Origin of the sequence: Paenibacillus hexagrammi, from assembly GCF_021513275.1 — a bacterium.
GTDB lineage: Bacteria > Bacillota > Bacilli > Paenibacillales > NBRC-103111 > Paenibacillus_E > Paenibacillus_E hexagrammi.
The window spans coordinates 1,324,847-1,344,780 of record NZ_CP090978.1 but is presented as its reverse complement, the minus strand read 5'-3'; the positions used below and the strand labels follow the sequence as shown (position 1 = coordinate 1,344,780).

Sequence of the window (19,934 nt, the reverse complement as noted above, 5' to 3'; positions counted from 1 at the left end):
CATGTTTACTTCCGCATTTGCCTATCTATGTAAAATTGAATTGAGCACTTCCTGCACTTCTTCCAGTTCTCCTTCTGGCACGAGAATCTCGAACTGATTTTTGGACAGACTGATTCCGCGAACTTGTACAAGAAAGCCTTCCTCGGATAACCTCTGTTTGATTCGTTCTGCAATTTTCGCGGTAGGAGCTATGTAAATCACCGTCCACATGTAAAAAAAACCTCCTAAATAAGTGCATGTTTAAAGAGCTTGTTCACAAGCTCCTTAAACAAACCATATGAGTACATGCTGAAACGGTCAGCTTTCCATTTCGACAAGATGACCCCTGCAGCAGCCTCATAAATGAAGTGCAAATGAAAGATTAGGCATACACAATGGAATAATGATATCATAAGTACTCTTTTTCCCGCAACAAAGCACTTTCGTCAAAAGAGGCCAGGATTCGGGTTTGCCCGCTAATCCAACTCTAATTTCTCGCTATAATCCGGCGCATTCTCGTTCTGATGGGCGATTCTTGCAGAAGCGGCTGCTGCCAAACCGCAAACAAGATCATCCAAAAAGACATGAACGGCCGATTTTTTGTCATTTAATGTTTTAATGATGCCGATTTTTTCTTTGTCCAAATAGCCGAAGCTCGTTAGGCCGATCATCCCGTATACATGGACAATTCCGAGTGCCAGAGTCTCATCAACTCCATATAGAGGCTCATCAACCTCCATAATGGATTGCAGCGGTTCCGGGAGAAGCTTCTTCTCGGCCAGTTCATCAAGCGCAATTCCCGTATACAGTGTATATCGAACCTCGCGCTTGGATAGTACAGCCAATACGCTTTCGATGCATTCTTCTACCTGAAGAGCAGGATTATAAGGCTTCTGAAGCTTATACACGATATCGGCAATTTGATCAATGGTTACGCCGCGCTTTTGCAGCAGTTGAATGATATGCTGTTCGGTCATCGTATTCCTCCTCACTTGAACCCGGATTCTTCGAGTTCTTGAATCATGCCGGGTTTCTATATATATGCGGAGGAGAAGACCTTTATTTCACTTTCACTGAATCTTTACCCATGATGACCTCAATCATGCGAATCAATTCGGGGGAATCGTTCACCCGATATTGATCACTGAGGGCCAGGAGCCGGCCGCCGCGTTCGTAGAATAGCGCGACCGCGAGCTGGCCCTTATGCAGCTTCAGCAACGTCTTCAGCTGAAGCAGCTTATCCGGCTGCTCGCAGTCAGCCGAGATCTTGACGAACACCCGCTGCTCCTTCGGAGCCTCGGCGGGTGGGTCTGCTGCGCTGCCCACGGCCTGCGGCCGGGCAGCCACTTCCCGCGCAGGCTGCGCCGCTGTGCGAGCATTTGGGGCTGCGCCGCTGCGCGCGCTGCCGGGGCTTTGGGCTGCGCCGCTGCGCGCGCTGCCGGGGCTTTGGGCTGCGCCGCTGCGCGCGCTGCCGGGGCTTTGGGCTGCGCTGCTGCACGCGCTGCCGGGGCTTTGGGCTGCGCTGCTGCGCGCGCTGCCGGGGCCTTGGGCTGCGCCGCTGCGCGCGCTGCCGGGGCTTTGGGCAGCCCCGCGCGCGGGCTGCCTGCGAAGCCGCTGGACGGCCGCAGAGTCGTCCAGCGCGACGAGCTGCTCCGCGAGCAGCTTGGGCGGGTCCTCATCCTGCAGCTGCAGCTTCGCGCGGACGAGGACGAGCCGCCCTTTGTGCACGAGCGGAGCGGCATGCTTCCAGGTCTCGGGGAACAAGACGACCTCGACCTTGTCAATGCGATCCTCTAGCTCCATGAACGCCATCGGCAGTCCCTTCTTGGTGACGATCGTCTTATTCGAGAGAATCATTCCCGCTACGATAACTTCGCTGTTATCGGGGAGTTCCTGAAGCTCATGAAGCTTATCAGCTTCCAGTGATTCCAGCAGTTCTCCATATTCATCCAGAGGATGCCCGGAAATATACATACCGAGCAGTTCGCGCTCTAGCTCAAGCTGCTTGCTCTGAGGCATTGGAGGGATATCAGGAACTTCCACATCCCAGTTGGGCTCTTCCACAAAGCCGAACAAGTGGAGCTGTAAATCGTCGCGTTCTTTGCGCCATTTTGTCGCAGAAGCAATGGTCTCGTCGAGAACGGACATCAATTGAGCCCGATGTCCTCCGCCAATCGTATCAAAGGCGCCGCCTTGAATTAATGACTCTATGACTCTTTTATTGCATACCCGAAGATCGACACGGCGGCAAAAATCCAAAAGGCTCTCAAACGGAGCCTGCTTCCGCTCGCTGATGATCGCATCAATCGCCTGCGTGCCGACATTTTTAATGGCCGCCAGACCGAAACGGATCCCGCCCTGCAGATCGGGAGTAAACACCGTGCCGCTGACGTTCACATCAGGAGGCAGCACGGACATTTTCATCCTCCTGCACTCGTCAACGTATTCCGCTACCTTCCGATGGTTGCCCATAACCGCTGTCAGCATCGATGCCATAAAGTGCATCGGATAGTGAGCCTTCAGATACGCAGTCTGAAAAGCCAGCACTCCGTAAGCTGTAGCATGAGCTCGCGGAAATCCGTAATCAGCGAAGCGGACGATCATATCGTACACATGATTCGCATCTTCACTTGCAAAGCCCATTTGCAGGCTGCCTGTTACAAAGTGGTTGCGCTGCTCATCGAGCACCTCACGCTTTTTCTTCGAAACCGCTCTTCGTAATAGATCCGCTTCCCCGAGACTAAATCCGGCCATCGTAGAAGCAATTTGCATGATCTGTTCTTGATAAACGATGATGCCATACGTATCCCTAAGAATCGGTTCCAGCGTCGGATGCGGGTACTCCACCTTGATTTGTCCATGCTTACCATGAATATATTTAGGGATAAATTCCATGGGACCCGGCCGGTACAAGGCTAGAACGGAAATAATATCTTCAAATTCGGAAGGCCGCAGATCTTTGAGCACCCTCCTTACTCCCGCTGACTCAAGCTGGAATACGCCGGTCGTTTCTCCTCTGCTTAGGAGTTCATACGTCAATGGGTCCTGATTCATATCTAAGCTGGAAAGATCAAGCGGCTTCCCTTCCAATTCTTGAATCCAGCGAAGCGTTCGCTCAATGATCGATAGCGTCCTTAGTCCCAAGAAGTCCATCTTAAGCAATCCGATCGACTCCAGATGCTCCATCGTATACTGCGTGAGCGCCGTATGTCCGGTGCCTTCCTGCAGCGGTACATAATGCGTTAAAGGCTCTCTGGAGATGACGACGCCGGCTGCGTGCGTAGAGGCATGTCTCGGCATGCCCTCCACCCGCATTGCCATATCCAGAAGCTCCGCCGTCTTCGGCTGCTTGGCGGCAGCCGCTCTAAGATCCGGACTTGCTTGCAGCGCTTCGGACAACGTCATGCCAAGCTGATGTGGAATCATTTTAGCAGCACGGTCTACTTCTCCATACGGAACATTCAGCACTCTTCCAACATCACGAACAGCCGCTTTAGCCGCCATCGTTCCGAAGGTAATTATCTGAGCGACGTGTTCATGACCATACTTGGATGCTACATAATCGATGACCTCATCGCGACGCTCGTCGTTAAAGTCAATATCGATATCCGGCATCGTAATTCGTTCCGGATTCAGGAAGCGCTCAAAGAGCAGCTTATACTGCAAGGGATCAACGTTCGTAATTCCAAGTACGAAAGCAACCAGACTTCCCGCTGATGATCCACGGCCCGGACCCGTCATAATACCGTGTTCATGGGCAAAACGGATAAAATCCCATACAATCAAAAAATAATCGGAAAAGCCCATGCTTTCTATAACACCAAGCTCATAATGCAGCCGCTGCTCGGCTTGCTTTCTGAGCTTTGAATCCTCTGTCTGCCAGTCTGCCATGCCTCGATAACGTTTCTCCATGCCCAGCTCGCAAAGAGTCTTCAAATAAGCGCCTGCCGTCATTCCTTCCGGGATGGGCTGGAACTGCGGCAAAATAGACTGTCCGAAGCTCAATTCAAGCTGACATCGATCTGCAACCCGCTGCGTGTTGGCAATGGCCTCGGGCACATGTTTGAACAGCCGCTCCATTTCTTCGCTGCTTTTCAGATAAAGCTGACTGGTGCCCATACGCAACCGGTCGGTATCTTCAACGGTTTTACCCGTCCCGATACAAATGAGAATATCCTGAACAACATGATCCGGTTCATTCACATAATGCACATCATTCGTAGCTATGAGAGGAATTCCCGTTTCCTTGCTCAGCTCGATCATGGACTGCATCACTTTCTTTTGCTCAATCATGCCGTGGTCTTGGATTTCCAGAAAGAAATCCTCACCGAAGATGCTTTGGTACCGCAGCGCCGCCTTGCGCGCTTCTTCTTTACGATCGTGAAGCAGGTGCTGGGACACCTCTGAACCGAGGCAAGAGCTTAAACAAATCAAACCTTCGGCGTGCTTCGCCAGCTGTTCCGCATCAATTCTAGGCTTATAGTGAAAGCCTTCTAAATGCCCAATTGTACACAGCTTCATCAGGTTCTGATAGCCCGTCATATTCTTGGCCAGTAATATCAAATGATAAATCGGCTGCTCCTGTCGAGTTCCCTTGTCCCGAATAGACCCAGCGGTAAAATAAGCCTCGCAGCCGATAATTGGCTTAATCCCATGCTGCTTACAGGCCTTATAAAATGCGATTGCGCCGTACATAACACCATGGTCGGTTAAAGCCAGAGAGGACATGCCAAGCTCAGACGCCCTCTTGACAAGATCTTCCATGCGTGCTGCGCCGTCCAACAAGCTGTATTCACTATGCACATGCAGATGTACGAATGTACCCACTCTCTTACCCTCCTGTGTGCCGAACGCTTTAAATTTTGCACTGTATTATCATAATATGGCCATGCCTACCCATACATTGTACAGAGGAAATCTGCTACTTAAGAAGGGACGCGATATCGCTATGTACAGCTTTTGGGCAAATATGATCGTTTACTTTTGCATTTCTTTTGGTGTTGTCTTTGGGGGCAGCATGCTCAGCGGTATTGCCGCCGTATTAACCATGCAGTCACCTACGGAAAAGATGCTTACCATTTCGGAAAATATTAAAATCTGGGCGATGGTCGCAGCAGTCGGCGGCACCATTGACCCTATTCGATATATCGAAAGCCACGTCGCGGAAGGACATTTGAACCCGGCAATTAAACAAATCGTTCTGATTGTAGCCGCCTTTATCGGGGCTCAACTGGCCACTTCTCTCATTCAAATGATTTGCAAAGGAGGCAATCAAACTTGAGAGTCCCTCCGTTCGCCCGATATCATCGTTTGCTGGCAAGCTTAGGGCTGCTTCTATCAGGTGCGATTATCGGAGCAGCTATCTATATGAGCATCCATCAACATACGTACAACCAATTATATATAGAGATGCATAAATATTTGGAAGAGCGCGACGAATTAAAGGGGGATATCGAGGATTTGATTAAAACCCGCAATAAACAAGCGCTTATAAACGCCGTACATGTCTACTTAATCCAAAATCAGGACGAGCTCATCAGCGAGGATATCCAAAAAGAGATCGAAAGTGAAGTGAAAAACGAGCTGAAGCTCGTAATCGGGCAAAAAGCCGCCTACGTACGCGATGCAAGACCACTTTATGAAAAGCTGATTACTCAAAGAGTCTACATGCTGCATGATAAAAAATATACGATTGACGTCAAATCGATCATCTTAATTCAAACGGAACTTAGTGTCTGGGTATCGGCTAAAGAATCCCGTATTGACGATACAGGCGTCAAGAAGGCTCATTGAATGAACGGGACTTCTTTGCCGCTTATGAATTGCAATTTAGACTGAAAATCGCTACAGTAATATGATCACCTTCAAAATAAAGGACGGTTCTCACTCATGCTCTGGATTCGATTTTCATTGTTTGCTCTTATTCTCATTACCCTGGTCTGCTCCGTCTATTTCAGTATCCGCTCTCGCCGTGCAGCGGACGTTCGAATGAGAGGCCTGTACGCTTCTAGAATGAATATATCCATGGGACTTATGCTTGCGGTCATCGCTGTCACACAGTTATTCTTCTTCCAGGATTCCAGCTTCCGACGAATATTTGGTACCGTATGCTTGCTTCTGGGGCTCTTCAACCTATTCGCGGGCATTCGCAATCACGGACATTTTGAGCGGTTAGGCAAGGGGTAGCGGACAGTAGCATCAAATTACCTGCGCTGTCAACATTGCCTTCGAAACAAGCGCACCGGCATGAAAGATTTCCACATCAATTTTACCAAATTTACGGCTTACCTCGATAATGGTGGGCCGTATTTCTATTTTACTGTCAATCTGCACAGGCTTTAAGAAATAGGTGGACATATTGTCCATCACCAAATCACCCTTTTTGTGCTCCTGTACAATCCGGTATGCCGCTTGTGTCATTAATGTGGTAAGCACACCTTCAGAGACGGTTCCCAAGTGGTTGGTCATTTGAGGAGTGATCACTCCGCGGAAAAGAAGTGAGCCGTTCTCTCCGCGCTCCTCTTCCATCCCTGACCAAATCAATTCTTCAAAGGTCTCACCGTTCTGCGGCTGCTTCTGGATATACTGCATCGCCTTCAGCACATCGCTCCGGTTGAGCACGCCGAGAATTTTGCGGTTGGTATCCACCACGGGCAGCAGCTCGATTCCTTCCCACACCATCATGTGTGCAGCCGATGCTACGGAGGTTTGCGGCGTTACGGTTAGCGGATTTCTCGTCATCAGTTTGTCAACTGTCTGTACGGCGCTAGCTCCAACCATATCCTTGGAAGTGACCACCCCGATGATCCGATTCCACTCGTCCACAACCGGAAATCTGCTGTGTCCGGTTTCTTCAGAAAGCCGCTGCCAGTCCTTCAACAAGCTGTTAGCCTTAAGTGCAAACACGGAAGTCCCTGAAGCTAATATATCCTCGACAAGCATAATCTTTTTCTTGATCAGCCGGTCGTAAATCGCTCTGTTAATCATCGAGGCGACTGTGAACGTGTCATAGGTGCTGACAATAATAGGGAGCTCCCTTTGATCCGCAAGCCTCTTGACTTCGGTACTCGTATCGAAACCGCCGGTTATAAGTACGCCCGCTCCCTGCTCCAACGCGCAGATGTGGGCGCTATCCCGGTTACCGACGATGAGCAGGCTTCCCGCTTCGATATAGCGCATCATGGCGTCCTGCTCCATCGCTCCGATGACAAATTTATTTAAGGTTTTATGCAGTCCCTTTGAGCCTCCAAGGACTTGTCCGTCAACCATATTCACGACCTCGGCAAAGGTCAGCTTATCAATGTTTTGCCGCAGCTTCTTCTCGACACGTACGGTGCCGATTCGTTCCTTCGTACTGACCAGCCCCTGATTCTCCGCTTCCTTAATAGCCCGATACGCGGTGCCCTCGCTGACATCCATGTTCTTCGCTATCTTGCGGACCGAGATTCGGCTGCCCAGCTTCAAGCTTTCAATATGCCTTAAAATTTGCTCATGCTTGGTCAATGTATCTGCGGTATGTGTATCCATCTGTTACACCCCATCAAAGAAACTCTGTTGCACTTCTGTACTATTATTATAGGGGGTTCCGCTCTGCAGGACAACGCCCAGAACAACTAGGGAACAAATGTTCTACACACTTCATCTTAGCATACGTCCCCGTAGAAATAAAGCGCCCTTTCCCCTCAAAAGGAAAGAACGCTTTTGTTGTTAGACTATTGAACCATTCGGATTCATGACGGGGCTCAGCTCTTCATTGGATTTATCAACAGTCTGAGTACTTCCTATTGTGTTACTTGCGGAATTGTAAAATCTTCTTACGGCCTTGGAGTGCTTGCTCCATCTGCCATTTTTTCATCCGGTTGATGCGTGTCAGCTCCTTACGTCTCTCTTCGTCTACACCAAGAATTTGGTGCAGATGAGCTGCAACTACGAGCAGTGCCATGGCGATCCAAACTAGGCTAAAAATCATGGGCAGTGACAAGCCCTCGGAGAATTGCAGCTTGGGAACGGAGTAGAACAGCATGCCCAGAGCCGCACTCATATAAATGACATTTTTGAACCCTTTCAAACGAAAAGCACTCCTCTCGGTTATAACGGATATGAGCTCGGTAACAGCTTCTTGTTATCCAATATATGAGACAAGTTCTTCGTTTATGAGCAAAATGCAAGTCAATCCATGTTAAAGCCTTGCGTGCTAAGAAAGGCTTTCATATGCTCGCGCGGCCGCAGTGCCTTGGCCGCCATTTCTTTGGACCACACCGTACTGACCTTGCCACCCGTCCGCTCCTTCATATAGGAGCGGATCGACTCATCGTAGTCTGCGATGGCGGTGTGCTGCTTCTCAGCCGTGTACCGGTTCTCATGGTACACGGCTTCCAGTGGGAGCCGCGGGCGCAGCAGCGGCTCCTGGTCCGGCATGCCGATACACATGCCGAAGACGGGGTATACGAGCTGCGGCAGCTGCAGCAGCCGGGAGACCTCGGCGGGCTGGTTGCGCAGCCCGCCGATATAGACGACGCCGAGGCCTAGCGACTCGGCGGCAACGGCCGCATTTTGCGCAGCTAATGCGGCATCCACGGTGGCAACGATGAAATTCTCAGCGTTGCCGGTCACGGGCGCGTCCGAGTGAAGCCGGACGGCCTGCTCGTAGCGGTGCAGGTCTGCGCACCAGACGAGAAAGAGCGGACACTCCTTAATGTAGACCTGATTGCCAGCGAGCTCCGCAAGCTCAGACTTCAATGCTTCGTCCGTTACGCTAATCACACTGTATGCCTGCATATTACTGGATGTCGAAGCCGCTTGAGCAGCCGTAAGGATGGCGCGGCGCTGCTCCTCCGCAACCGGAGCTTTAGTAAATTTGCGAATAGAACGGTGTGCTTGCAGCAGCGAAATAACATCATTCATGTTCAATACCCCCGATATGTATGAATTCCATTATATTTTTTTGCTATCATGCCTGCGTGATACCTCCGTCACAATCCGTATTGGGATTATTCAAGAAAGTATCCCCGATACGGGAGCCGCTGTCCGGCTCCTAGAAATCAGCAGGGATTCAAATAAAAAAGGAGCAATGCCCGTCCATGAACAACATGGGCGCACTCTCCTTAGCGAGCTCTTATGCCTTCCTTTTCAGCAATTTGATTCCACCGCGGTAACCATTCGTTAAGATCCAAGGAATTGCGATAATGAGTATCCCTGCAATTACGTTATACAAGTTGTACCATATAATCGAGCCCGGCATATGGACCTTATACTTCCAAGCTGACAGCAAGGCTGGATGCATGAGATACACGCCAAAGGAAACGGCACCGAGCGAAGTAAAGAAACCGGCCGCTTTGGGCAAGGCTCTCTCCATTTGGGCAGCCAGCCATATGAAGCTAACTCCTGCTCCAATACTGTAAATCACCCATGTTAGCTCAAACCATGTATTTTCGATCGAATAGCCATGTTGTGCAGCAATAAACAGCAGGGCGTAGCTGACTCCACTCAGGAACGTTACCGGCAGTACCCAGCCCTTATTGCGGTCCAGCCAGGCTCGAAACTGCCCATAGCTGCTTCCGATGGCGCCTCCAACAAGGAAAAAACCGAAATAGGTGATGCACAGCTCCGCTTTATGCGGGATGCTCCCGTACCAATGATTATACACATAGACGCCACTTTGAATCAGAAGCCCCCAGATGGCCAGTGTTTGGCGAAACCAATGGAAAGCTCTAGCTGCAGCTACTAGAAGTGGAAACAGCACATAAAACTGAACGATAATAATCATAAAATAGAGATGATAGCCGGAATCCGCCCATTTCAGCTGACCTAAAAACTCTCTAAAATTCACATGAATCGGGTGGCTCGGCGTCCAAAGCCAGGGATTATAAAGATAGTAGAAGAACGACCATAAAATATAGGGCACCAACACTTGCCTGACTCGTTTCCAATAAAAAACGCCGGCTTGTTTGGCACTCCATCTGTCTATGTAAATATAAAAAAGCACAATCCCGCTTATAAAAATAAATACAGGTACGGCGAAATAGCTGATTTTGTTCAAAAACAAACTCATAAGTTGTGTGCCGCTGCCAAGTAAAGCGGGGTCCACAGTGCTGTCTGATGTAACGTGAATGATAACCACGGCAATAATTGCCAGTGCTCTTACGATGTCCAGTTCGGTAATTTTTGCTTTTGCCATGATGTCAATTTGCCTCTTTTCGTTCTTAATCACCTTCTACTATAGTTAGTTTCCAAGATGGAAGCAATACACGAAACTTACAGAATCAGAAATCCGCTAAAAGCCGCAGCCAGCACAATCATCCAGGGAGGCAGCTTCCAGAAATGAAGTCCAAGAAAGAGGAACAGCACCACACAAAAATCAAGAGCCGATTGCACTGCGTTCACCCAAACTGGATCATAGAGCGCAGCCAATAAAATGCCTACGACGACAGCATTGACTCCCCACATAGCTCTTCTGACTGTCCGCAGCTTTCGCCATCGGGCCCAAAATGGGATGGCACCGACCATAAGCAAAAATGCTGGGAGGAATATAGCAAGAATCGCCAAGCAGGCGCCCGTCCATCCCTTCAGCATGTACCCCAAGTAGGCGGCAAAAGTAAATAAGGGTCCCGGTACAGCCTGCGCAGCCGCATATCCTGCCAAAAATTGTTCATGAGTAAGCCACCCTGGTAGAACCATGCTTTGCTCGAGCAAGGGCAGCACGACATGCCCGCCTCCAAAACCAACGATCCGGCGCGATAAAAACTTTCAATCAGGCTCAGCGTCAGCGTAGGGGCCAACAAGCGGATAGCGGGAAGCAGCAAAAGCAGAAGCATGAATAAACACAGCATCGAAAGCGATAATCTAGAAATCGCAGTATTGGGTTTGGGAGGATTCATTTTCTCTGATTCGAATGTGTCAGAGACTGTGCCCAAATAGATCCCGAGCAGTGCTCCTAAACCAATGAATAGCAGCTGAGTCCATGCTGAATGAACCATCAGAGACAAGCCGGCCGCCGCGATGGCAATCGTCAGCCTTTGTTTATCGGGGGTCAAGCTTTTCCCCATTCCCCAAACAGCCTGAGTCACAACAGCCACAGCCGCCAACTTTAAACCATGAACCCACGGCAAATTTGTCCATTGCAGCTTTAGATACAGCATAGCAAATAGTGCAAGCACAACCGCCGAGGGTAAAGTAAAGCCTAACCATGCAATGAAAGCGCCCCATAATCCTCCACGCATCCAGCCGATTCCGATCCCAACTTGGCTGCTGGCCGGACCCGGAAGAAATTGGCTTAGAGCAACAAGATCAGCATATTCCTCCTCCGAAAGCCATTTTCGCTTATGTACATACTCCTCTCGAAAATAACCAATATGCGCAATAGGCCCACCAAAAGAGGTGAGCCCTAGCTTAAATGATGCGAATCCTAATTCCATCAAACTGTTTTTAGGCATAATCTTCCACCGTCCTATTTCTTTCCACATTCTATGAAATAGAACTATTTTAGCACGTTCGCAATAAGAAGTCCTTTACACATTTTTCACATGCTTTACAGGACCCACCGACACTTTGGTTTTGCCGCGGGATTCGGTAGCACGTGCAACCGTTAAACCAACCAGCACAGCCGCTGAGACATAATACATCAGCTTAATCAAGATATTGGAGCTGTCCGTTCCTTCGAAAAGTCCATGAATAAGAGCCAAGACGAACAATGGATAGGATAAAAAATGGAATGCCAACCAAACCTTTCTGCCCAGCTTGTTACGCAAATCCGACGTAAGCAAGACAACAATCAAGCCATAAAAGGCGATGGTGCCGAGCGCATTTAAGACCGTGGAGTTGCTGGCGTGAAACGGCACTATAATGTCCATCCAGCTAAATGGCATATACACATCAATGATTAATAACATAGCGTGCAATAAAGCGAGTAAAGTCCCTGTAATGTTGGTACCCGTATGCCATTTCAGCAGCTGTGCCCTCTTAGACTTCAAGCTCGGAAATGAATAGCTGATTCCAAGCACCATACCGAGAAACAAGCATAAATATGAAGCAATTCCAAATATTCGTATCAAGTTCCATGTGGGCATATTTACCAGAAAATCTATCATATACACTCAATCCTTTCTTTACCATCATCATGAATGACATCCGCTACAAGTCCATGCCATCTGGTTTGGGTGCGAATTCGGGAAGACGGAATATAATGAAGCTTACCGTCATTCGTGTACAGCAGTGCTTCAAGTCCTGCTGTCTGCTTCTGGAATAAAGGAATCCCCTCTTCCACACCTGCCACACACAGAACCTTTGCCCAAACCTCGCAATCAATCAGGTTTTTCCCTACAACCGTACACTGGACGACAGTGTTAGCAGACGGTTCCATGGTTCGAGGATCGACCAAATGATGCATGGTTCCCCGATTTGTCAGCCATTTTCTTCGTAATGTACTGGAGGTAGCGGCGGCTCCGTTCGTCAATTCTAGAATAATTTCTTTTTGCGTTTCTCCGTTAGGATTCGCTACGGCAATCAACCAAGGCTCCGCGTTTGTTGCTCCCCAGACCTCCAAATCCCCTCCAGCATTGATAAGTCCCTTCCTGCAGCCGTACTGCTCACGCATCATGGCCGCCGCTTCTTTTACGGTCCAGCCTTTGACAATACCCCCTAAATCGAGCTTTCCAGAGGAGGATAGTCTAACAGACTGCATACGAGGATCCAGTTCCATATCAAAGTTCTTTCCTGTCGTTGTCTTATCAGAAAGAAGCTCGACGCTTTCGCTACCGATCTGTTCAAAAGACCGGGAGTAACCTAGCTGCATCATACGATGATAGAGGAATACCGTAAATAATCCTGAGGTCAGCTTCTGGTAATAGTCCGACAGCTCCAACACATTCAACATAGGAGCGGATACCAGGCAGCGCTCTCCCGCTCTGTCATTCAGATTGGAGAGCTCACTGTCCGGACGAAACCGGCTAAATCGGCTCTCAGAGCGTTCAAACCAAGCTTGTACCGGATGTACGTCAAATGGCTGCGTCTTTTCCCATGGGTCTAACTGGGCTTCTATGTCGGTATTCATGCCGCGAAATCGAAGTACGTCCATGCTGATCTACCTTTCATACTAAATTTACGATCACCAATTAAGAAGCTTGTGTTCTGCTATGCGACTGTACGGACGAAGAAGAGGAAGAGGAGCCCGAATTCGGAATAGAGCTCGATCCATTGTTACGCCCGATGGAACTCGATCCGCTACTGCCGCTGCCGGAATTTAATCCATCACCGCTGGAGCCGGAGCTATTGCTGCTGCCAAAGTTCGAACCATTGCTCCGGTCATTGCCGCCCCGCTGCTGCATTCCGTGTCTTTTACCTTCCCTTGAAAAAGTATTGTTACTTGTTCTCTTGTCCCTTTGCGAGCCTTCTGTGCCTTGTAAGCCCTGAATCCCTTGTGTGGAAGGCGTCCGATTACTATCGGCGTATAAAGGCTCTTTATCCGTTGCCTTCTGCGAGGATTGCGCCATTTGCTGCTGGGCTTTCTGGAATTGCGGACTATCTTTAACCTCTTGGAACAAGAAGAATAGAAGAACGATAACCACAGCTCCTACCTGCCATTTCAACCACTTGGATGTTTTTTTCATGAGGCATCTTCCTTTTTTCTTTTATGATTTGGACTATCTATAGATCTCATTATGGTCCACAACCATGAATTCTTCCTTAAGCCGCGCTGAATGTTTACTGAGTAAAAAAAGCCGGCCAAGGCTGTCCAAGCCTTGCCGGCAATTCTATTAGAATTTCATGCATAAATAGCTTAAAGTTCCAAGATCGTAGCTGCGATGAATCACTTCTGGATCTCCGCTGCCGCTCCCCATGGCGATGAATAGAGGAACAAAATGCTCCGGCCGCGGGACGGCTAACCTTGCGTGAGGCGCCAAGGCTTCATATTGAAACAGAGCTTGTGTGTTTGCGGCTTGCATATTCGCAATAAGCCAGTCATCAAACTCAACGGCCCACGACTCTGGTGTTTGTTGTCCCCATTTGATGATGCGCAGGTTATGAACGGTAACTCCGCTGCCAATGATCAAGATTCCTTCCTCTCCCCAGCCCCCGCAGAGCCTCTCCGATCGCATACTGCTGCTGCGGTGCTAGATAGGGATGGACGGACACCTGCACAACAGGAATGTCTGCCTTCGGATACATTCTGGACAATAGAGTCCATGAGCCGTGATCAAGGCCCCTTGATTCATCCCTGCGGACGTCAATGCCGTGGCTGCGCAGTCTCTCTTCCACCAAAGCGGCAGTAGACACCGATCCCTTCGCGGGATAGGTTTGCTGATACAGCTCATCGGGGAACCCGCCGAAGTCGTAAATCGTTTCATATATGTTGTCATGAGCGGAAATCGTCAGGATCTCTTTTTCCCAGTGAGCGGTAAAAATCACAATAGCCTTCGGCTTGTAGCGAGTACCCAGATCGGCTAGAAAATCCGTATACGGCGTCTGCTCAATTGCAAGCATAGGAGATCCGTGGGCTAAGAATAAAGAAGGAAACATCAGGCAACACCCCCTAATTAATTTAAATTCACTAATGTTATGTAAGTAACTTTATAATAATAAATAGATTCTGTCAAGGAAAATAGAATGTCTTACACCGATTAGACGCCACTTCGGCCGCTCGAATAAGTCATATTTGTGCAGCAGTTGGGCTTATCCCCCCCTACTTTCGAATCGACTCCTAAGCACCAAGGGATATATGTCCTCATATGATGGAGTAGTTTACTCTGCTTAAGCAATGCCATTTTTGATGCTGGAAGGAGTGTTCGCTATTGACCAGGACGAAAATTGGGATATCTATTCATGGCACCAGCATCTATTTGGATGATCGGACCATTGTTCTAAGTGAAGCCATTGTCAAGAATTGGAAAATCCCAACCAATCAAACGATTACACTTCGGTTTGGTTCAACCAAACAGGATGTGCGGGTCGTCTCAGCAGCCCTCTCCAAAACGCTGCGAGTGAATCCCGCACTCGCATCCAAACTCGGGCTTCATCACGGCGCTCAGCTATGCCTTCACTATAAAGGCGGCACCTTAGCCATAGGGCCTCTAATAGGCGTGATGATCAGCCGTGTTCATTCTGGTTCCCCGGACCGGCCCTTTGGCGCTATCACCGCCTTTTGTAAGGAAATGACGGATGCGAGTGAGATGTTCGGCGCTATGGTGGTCTTCTTTCCTCCATCCGAGATGCGGGGCGGAGCCCAGAGTGTGTCCGCCTACTCTTATGCCAATGGTTCATGGAGCAAAAAAACGTTTCCGATACCCAATGTGATTTATAACCGCCTCACCTCACGTAAATATGAAAACATGACAAATGTCCAACAATTCATGAACGACGCCAAAACCCGCTTTAACAGCCATATCTTTAATGAAAAGTACTTGAATAAAACGGAAGTGTTCGATGCGCTTCGCAAGGATAGCTCCCTTCATGCTTATCTGCCCGAATCCCATCTTTTTAAAAATTATCAGATGCTGAAATCCATGGCCGCGAAGCATCCTGTATTATTCCTCAAACCGATAACAGGAAGTCTAGGCAAAGGCATCATACGGGTTCGTCGTGAAAGCGGCAATACCTATACCTGTCACTATACGAATCTGAACGGAGTGCGAAAGCAATCGTTTCCGTCCGTATCCGGGGTATTTCAAGCTATCTCGGGCAAGCTCAAGACGCAGCGCTATCAGATTCAACAAGGGCTGGATTTGATTACCGTAGAAGGCAGACCCGTCGACTTTCGCGCACTTGTACAAAGGGGCCTCAAGGCCAATGGGCCATCACATCCATTGTCGGCCGAATCGCGGGCAACCAGCATTTCGTGTCCAATCTGGCGCGCGGCGGCACCTTGAGTACTGTGAAGGGAGCCTTGGGTAAGTCATCCTTATCCGCGCAGGGAAAAGTAGCTGCCTTCGGCCGTCTGCGCAAGGCCGCTTTGGATATTGCCAAAGGGGTCGAAACCCAAATCCCTAACCATTTCGGCGAGCTGGGCATCGATTTAGCCGTCGATAAAAGCGGAAAGGTATGGCTTTTGGAGGTTAACTCCAAACCTTCCAAAGATGACAATACACCCCTCACGGAACGTAAAATCCGTCCATCCGTGAAACAAGTCGTTCAGTATGCGCGATATCTAGCGAAGTTCTGAGGTGATTTCATGCAGAGTAACGCTTCCCCTTTATTGGGGATTATGGTGACCGAGCTAAAGCGTAGGCTGCCTTTTGCCAGCTCTCGATTCTACGAGCAGCTGACACTGGCCGGAGATGCCTTAGGAATTCAAGTGTTCGTCTTTTCGCCCAATCGAATCAATTGGCAGCAGCGTACAATAGCAGGGCATTCCTATGCTCATGAGACTAGATCGTGGAAAAAGGATACGTTCCCGCTCCCTTCTTTCATCTACGACCGCTGCTTTTTTTCGGGAAAGGACACCTATCTGCAGTACCGGTTCCATGTGCGTAAACTGCGCGAAACTCCAGGCGTTCGCTTCTTGGGCTACGGACTTAAGGGCAAGTGGGAAGTACAGCAAATGCTCCAGCAGGAAGCTGAGCTATCACCTTACTTGCCTGCAACGGCCGTATTCACCGATGAGTATATGCTGAAGGACTGGCTGAAGGAACGCCAGCAGCTATTCTTGAAGCCGCAAGGCGGCAGTCAAGGGAAAGGCGCCGTTCATCTGCAGGTCGTCAGCGATTCGGATGGAATGCGCTCTTTCATCATCCATGGGCGTGATTCCCGTAACGTACCATTGCACGTACGATTCTCTGACTGGACTGAATGTATGAGTTATCTTCACGGCTTGATAGGGCGAAGGCCTTATCTGGTCCAAAAGTATTTACCGCTTCATACCTCTGATGGAACTGCCTATGACATCCGCTGCTTTGTACAGAAGAATCGCAGAGGACTATGGGAGACCGTAGGTATGGCGGCACGAGCAGGGCAGCCAGGAAGCGTGACCTCCAACCTTCATGGGGGAGGCAAAGCTCTAGAAGTTCTATCCTTTCTGTCCGGACAGTTCGGCGAGAATAGAGCCGGCGTCCTAGTTGATACTCTTTACAAGCTTTCCGAAATCATTCCTTCCACGCTGGAATCCTCACATGGAAGACTTGCTGAGCTTGGCATTGATTTCGGAGTTGACACGTCCGGCCAAATTTGGATTCTAGAAGTCAATTCCAAGCCGGGGCGAACGATATTCTCACGAACCGGCGATACAAAAGCACGCATTCAATCCATCGTAAATCCAGTCCGATATGCCGCCTACCTATGGAAGACATCTTCTCCCGGAACGGTGGCGCCTTACCGTAAGTCAACCGTTTACCCGGCTTCCATGATCGTCAAGACCCATATACAGGGATAAACGACTTCGTCATCCTATCAGGACGATTGCGTTTGTCAAGGACCGAAAACTCCGGCACTGCCGGATTTTTGCAACAAGTTTAGGAGGGTAACCTAATGAGTTTGACAACGTGTATGCTCCATGCCGTAAAACGAACAGACCGATCCGTCTACTTAACAAGCGAGCTCGTCAAAGCTTTACGGTTAACCGGCGTCAAAACGATTACCGTAAAAGCCGGCAGCAAATCCGCTAGCCTCCCGGTACGTCTGATCAAAAAGCCTGGCCAGCATATGTATATTCCGCTTTCTTTAATGAGCAGTCTACGTATTCCCCGAATTGGCAGTGTACTGGCTGCAAGCAATAACAATAAAGAAATTCGTATCGGGCCGATGATCGGAATCTTAACGAATGTATCCGGAAGCAGCACCTCCCCCTTCGGCTCCATAACCGGATTTATCCGGCAAATTATGAATACTAGTGCGAATAAATCCTTTCATTTTGCCTTTAGTCCCCGAGATGTGAATTGGGCCCAAGAAACGGTATCGGGCATAGTTCCCAAAGCCGGGGGAGGATGGGTCCGCAAAACATTCCCGCTTCCCGACGTCGTGTATAACCGGATGTCCAGCCGCAAAGCGGAGAAGACGGCCGGGATCGCAAGCTTTAAAGAACGCTTCGTTCGCAGAGGGATCCCGCTCTTTAACTGGAGCTTCTTTGATAAGTGGGATGTGTACAAAATGCTGGACGGAGACGAGGTCTTCAAATTTGTCCCCGAATCGCGCCTTAACCCTTCCGCGGAGCAAATCAAGGATATGCTGGATCGGCATAAATTCATTTACTTGAAGCCGACGGCAGGTAGTCTCGGCATCGGTATTTATAGAGTCACCTATAATCCGAAGCGCGGTTACTTTGTACGCTACCGGAAAGCCGGCAAGAACGTACTCATCCGATATGCAAAATTCGAGGGCTTGATGCGCATGCTTGGCACCGGTCGCGGACGTCTCACGAATTATGTGGCGCAGCAAGGAATCCGCCTGATTGAGATTGACAGTTGTCCCATCGACTTCCGATTCCATATGACCAAGAATGGTACCAATAACTGGGTTGTTGCTGCAATTGGCGCTAAGAAAGCAGGGAAGGGCAGCGTAACCACCCATATCCGAAACGGCGGTCAATTGATGACCATCGAGCAGGTACTCCGGCAAGTCTATGGAAGCCGGGCCGAGCAAGTGCTTTCGAATGCCAAGGAAACGGCTATCAAGCTGGCTGAAGGGATTGAGAATAACTACGATCATTTACTAGGTGAGCTCGGCTTCGATATCGGTATTGATCAGAACGAGAAAATATGGATGTTTGAAGCCAATGCCAAACCCGGAAGATCGATCTTCAAGCACCCTTCCTTAAAAGAAGGGGATAAAGCTTCACTCAATAACGTGTACGAACATTGCTTGTATTTGAGCCGTTTCCGCCCAAGGAGGGAAAGTTAATGGCCTATATCCTTCAAGAGCGGAATCAGCCTCCTACGCTCGCCATCTTGACCGTCAAGGACAACAAACGACGAATCTTTCGCGGCAACCTGGATAATTTCATCGACCTCATTCGAACCGGAAATGAAATGGGCGTTGACGCTTACGTGGTAACAACATCCGACTTCTCGCTCTCAAGTTCTCGCATGATGGGCTATCGGTACGACTTTGAGAAAAAGAAATGGAGCAGGGAACTTGTTCCCGCTCCCCACGTTGTCTACAACCGAATCCCCTATCGGAAAATGGAGCTGAAGCCTGACGTGCAGCAGGTCCTTCAAACGTGCATGCGCAGCGGTCAAGTAGAAATATTCAATCCATCCTTCTTCAATAAACTGACGCTATTCGAATGGTTGAACAAGTCCAAAGAAGGCAAACCGTTCATTCCGGAAACCCTGCAATTAAATGCCGTCGGCGATTTAAACCAATTGCTTAGACGCCATACGGTCCTCTATCTGAAACCGGCTAAGGGTAAAGCCGGCAAAGGAATCATGCGGCTGGAACGTATCTCCGCCAAGAACAAGCAGGCCGAATACCGATTAAGCAGGCAGGAAAACAAGAATATGGAGATTTCGACCCACCAGTCCATCGAATCCCTTTGGCAAGCGTTTAATAAATATCGCGGCTATAAGGAATATATTGCCCAGCAAGGAATCACATTAACGAGATTTAAGCAGCGTGCTTACGATCTTCGGGCTTTGATCCAAAAATCGTCCAAAGGAACCTGGCTTGTATCCGGTATCGGCGCCCGGGTTGCCGGCAAAGCAAGCATCACCACTCACGTACCTCGCGGCGGTTCCATTGACAACCCTCTCAAGCTGCTGACTCAGGCATTTGGAGCTAAGGAAGCCGGGCGTATACTGAAACGTGCCAAGTCTGCCGCTGTTACACTGGCAAAGGCCATTGAGAAATCATCCGGCAGCCACTTAGGAGAAATGTCAATGGACTTAGGCGTAGATACTTCCGGACGTATCTGGTTCTTTGAAGCAAATTCGAAGCCGATGAAATTCGATGAACCTGAGATTCGCCGTAAGTCCTTAGAACGTATCATAGGATACAGTCTCTATTTAACTAACTCAGGTAAAAGAAGGTGAATC

16 protein-coding genes and 3 pseudogenes are annotated in these 19,934 nt (G+C 49.2%); 7 read left to right on the top strand and 12 right to left on the bottom strand.

All coding sequences use genetic code 11. The features are described from left to right. Positions 1-21: 21 nt before the first annotated feature. The 3 genes from L0M14_RS06070 to L0M14_RS06060 form a co-directional block, all read right to left on the bottom strand. Positions 22-210 (bottom strand): glutamate decarboxylase, encoded by a 189-nt coding sequence (locus L0M14_RS06070; RefSeq protein ID WP_235121304.1) that lies wholly within the window; start codon positions 208-210, stop codon positions 22-24. 245 nt (positions 211-455) lie between these two features. Next, positions 456-956: a phosphatidylglycerophosphatase A family protein gene (locus L0M14_RS06065; RefSeq protein WP_235121303.1), complete on the bottom strand. Its 501-nt coding sequence runs from the start codon at positions 954-956 to the stop codon at positions 456-458. 82 nt (positions 957-1,038) lie between these two features. Then, positions 1,039-4,806, bottom strand: a complete 3,768-nt coding sequence (locus L0M14_RS06060; protein WP_235121302.1) for a DNA polymerase III subunit alpha — start codon at positions 4,804-4,806, stop codon at positions 1,039-1,041. A gap of 121 nt (positions 4,807-4,927) precedes the next feature. Here L0M14_RS06060 and L0M14_RS06055 point away from each other — a divergent pair, with 121 nt between their 5' ends. The 3 genes from L0M14_RS06055 to L0M14_RS06045 all read left to right on the top strand — a co-directional run bounded on the left by L0M14_RS06055 (position 4,928) and on the right by L0M14_RS06045 (position 6,165). Next, the gene (locus L0M14_RS06055) at positions 4,928-5,260 is read left to right on the top strand and encodes a YtrH family sporulation protein (protein ID WP_235121301.1); all 333 of its coding nucleotides are present in this window, start codon (positions 4,928-4,930) and stop codon (positions 5,258-5,260) included. Continuing rightward, the gene (locus L0M14_RS06050) at positions 5,257-5,772 is read left to right on the top strand and encodes a sporulation membrane protein YtrI (RefSeq protein ID WP_235121300.1); all 516 of its coding nucleotides are present in this window, start codon (positions 5,257-5,259) and stop codon (positions 5,770-5,772) included. Before L0M14_RS06055 ends, L0M14_RS06050 begins: the two co-directional genes overlap by 4 nt. Before the next feature lie 96 nt (positions 5,773-5,868). Then, positions 5,869-6,165 (top strand): YtpI family protein, encoded by a 297-nt coding sequence (locus L0M14_RS06045; RefSeq protein WP_235121299.1) that lies wholly within the window; start codon positions 5,869-5,871, stop codon positions 6,163-6,165. A 12-nt stretch (positions 6,166-6,177) separates the two neighbouring features. Here L0M14_RS06045 and L0M14_RS06040 read toward each other — a convergent pair whose 3' ends face one another. The 9 genes and pseudogenes from L0M14_RS06040 to L0M14_RS06000 all read right to left on the bottom strand — a co-directional run bounded on the left by L0M14_RS06040 (position 6,178) and on the right by L0M14_RS06000 (position 14,493). Next, entirely contained in the window at positions 6,178-7,506 is a 1,329-nt protein-coding gene (locus tag L0M14_RS06040; protein ID WP_235121298.1) for a DRTGG domain-containing protein, read from the bottom strand. Between the two features lie 262 nt (positions 7,507-7,768). Further along, on the bottom strand, positions 7,769-8,047 hold the full coding sequence (locus L0M14_RS06035; RefSeq protein ID WP_235121297.1) for a hypothetical protein: 279 nt from the start codon (positions 8,045-8,047) through the stop codon (positions 7,769-7,771). Positions 8,048-8,148: 101 nt separating this feature from the next. Beyond that, the gene (gene nfsA / locus L0M14_RS06030; protein WP_235121296.1) at positions 8,149-8,883 is read right to left on the bottom strand and encodes an oxygen-insensitive NADPH nitroreductase; all 735 of its coding nucleotides are present in this window, start codon (positions 8,881-8,883) and stop codon (positions 8,149-8,151) included. Between the two features lie 211 nt (positions 8,884-9,094). Beyond that, positions 9,095-10,156, bottom strand: a complete 1,062-nt coding sequence (locus tag L0M14_RS06025; RefSeq protein WP_235121295.1) for an acyltransferase — start codon at positions 10,154-10,156, stop codon at positions 9,095-9,097. A gap of 77 nt (positions 10,157-10,233) precedes the next feature. Further along, positions 10,234-11,411: pseudogene (gene chrA, locus L0M14_RS06020) on the bottom strand (chromate efflux transporter). A gap of 75 nt (positions 11,412-11,486) precedes the next feature. Continuing rightward, on the bottom strand, positions 11,487-12,065 hold the full coding sequence (locus tag L0M14_RS06015) for a ferric reductase-like transmembrane domain-containing protein (RefSeq protein ID WP_235121294.1): 579 nt from the start codon (positions 12,063-12,065) through the stop codon (positions 11,487-11,489). Next, positions 12,062-13,051, bottom strand: a complete 990-nt coding sequence (locus L0M14_RS06010; protein ID WP_235121293.1) for an FAD:protein FMN transferase — start codon at positions 13,049-13,051, stop codon at positions 12,062-12,064. Before L0M14_RS06010 ends, L0M14_RS06015 begins: the two co-directional genes overlap by 4 nt. Positions 13,052-13,088: 37 nt before the next feature. Beyond that, on the bottom strand, positions 13,089-13,583 hold the full coding sequence (locus L0M14_RS06005) for a hypothetical protein (protein WP_235121292.1): 495 nt from the start codon (positions 13,581-13,583) through the stop codon (positions 13,089-13,091). A 147-nt stretch (positions 13,584-13,730) separates the two neighbouring features. Then, positions 13,731-14,493: pseudogene (locus L0M14_RS06000) on the bottom strand (DODA-type extradiol aromatic ring-opening family dioxygenase). Between the two features lie 272 nt (positions 14,494-14,765). Here L0M14_RS06000 and L0M14_RS05995 point away from each other — a divergent pair. The 4 genes and pseudogenes from L0M14_RS05995 (at position 14,766) to L0M14_RS05980 (ending at position 19,931) form a co-directional block, all read left to right on the top strand. Continuing rightward, positions 14,766-16,132, top strand: a pseudogene (locus L0M14_RS05995) (YheC/YheD family endospore coat-associated protein). Positions 16,133-16,141: 9 nt separating this feature from the next. After that, positions 16,142-17,338 carry a YheC/YheD family endospore coat-associated protein gene (locus L0M14_RS05990; protein ID WP_235121291.1) on the top strand — a complete coding sequence of 399 codons (1,197 nt, stop codon included), beginning with the start codon at positions 16,142-16,144 and terminating at the stop codon, positions 17,336-17,338. Between the two features lie 95 nt (positions 17,339-17,433). Next, positions 17,434-18,801 carry a YheC/YheD family endospore coat-associated protein gene (locus L0M14_RS05985; RefSeq protein ID WP_235121290.1) on the top strand — a complete coding sequence of 456 codons (1,368 nt, stop codon included), beginning with the start codon at positions 17,434-17,436 and terminating at the stop codon, positions 18,799-18,801. After that, positions 18,801-19,931 (top strand): YheC/YheD family endospore coat-associated protein, encoded by a 1,131-nt coding sequence (locus L0M14_RS05980; protein ID WP_235121289.1) that lies wholly within the window; start codon positions 18,801-18,803, stop codon positions 19,929-19,931. Before L0M14_RS05985 ends, L0M14_RS05980 begins: the two co-directional genes overlap by 1 nt. Positions 19,932-19,934 lie beyond the last annotated feature (3 nt).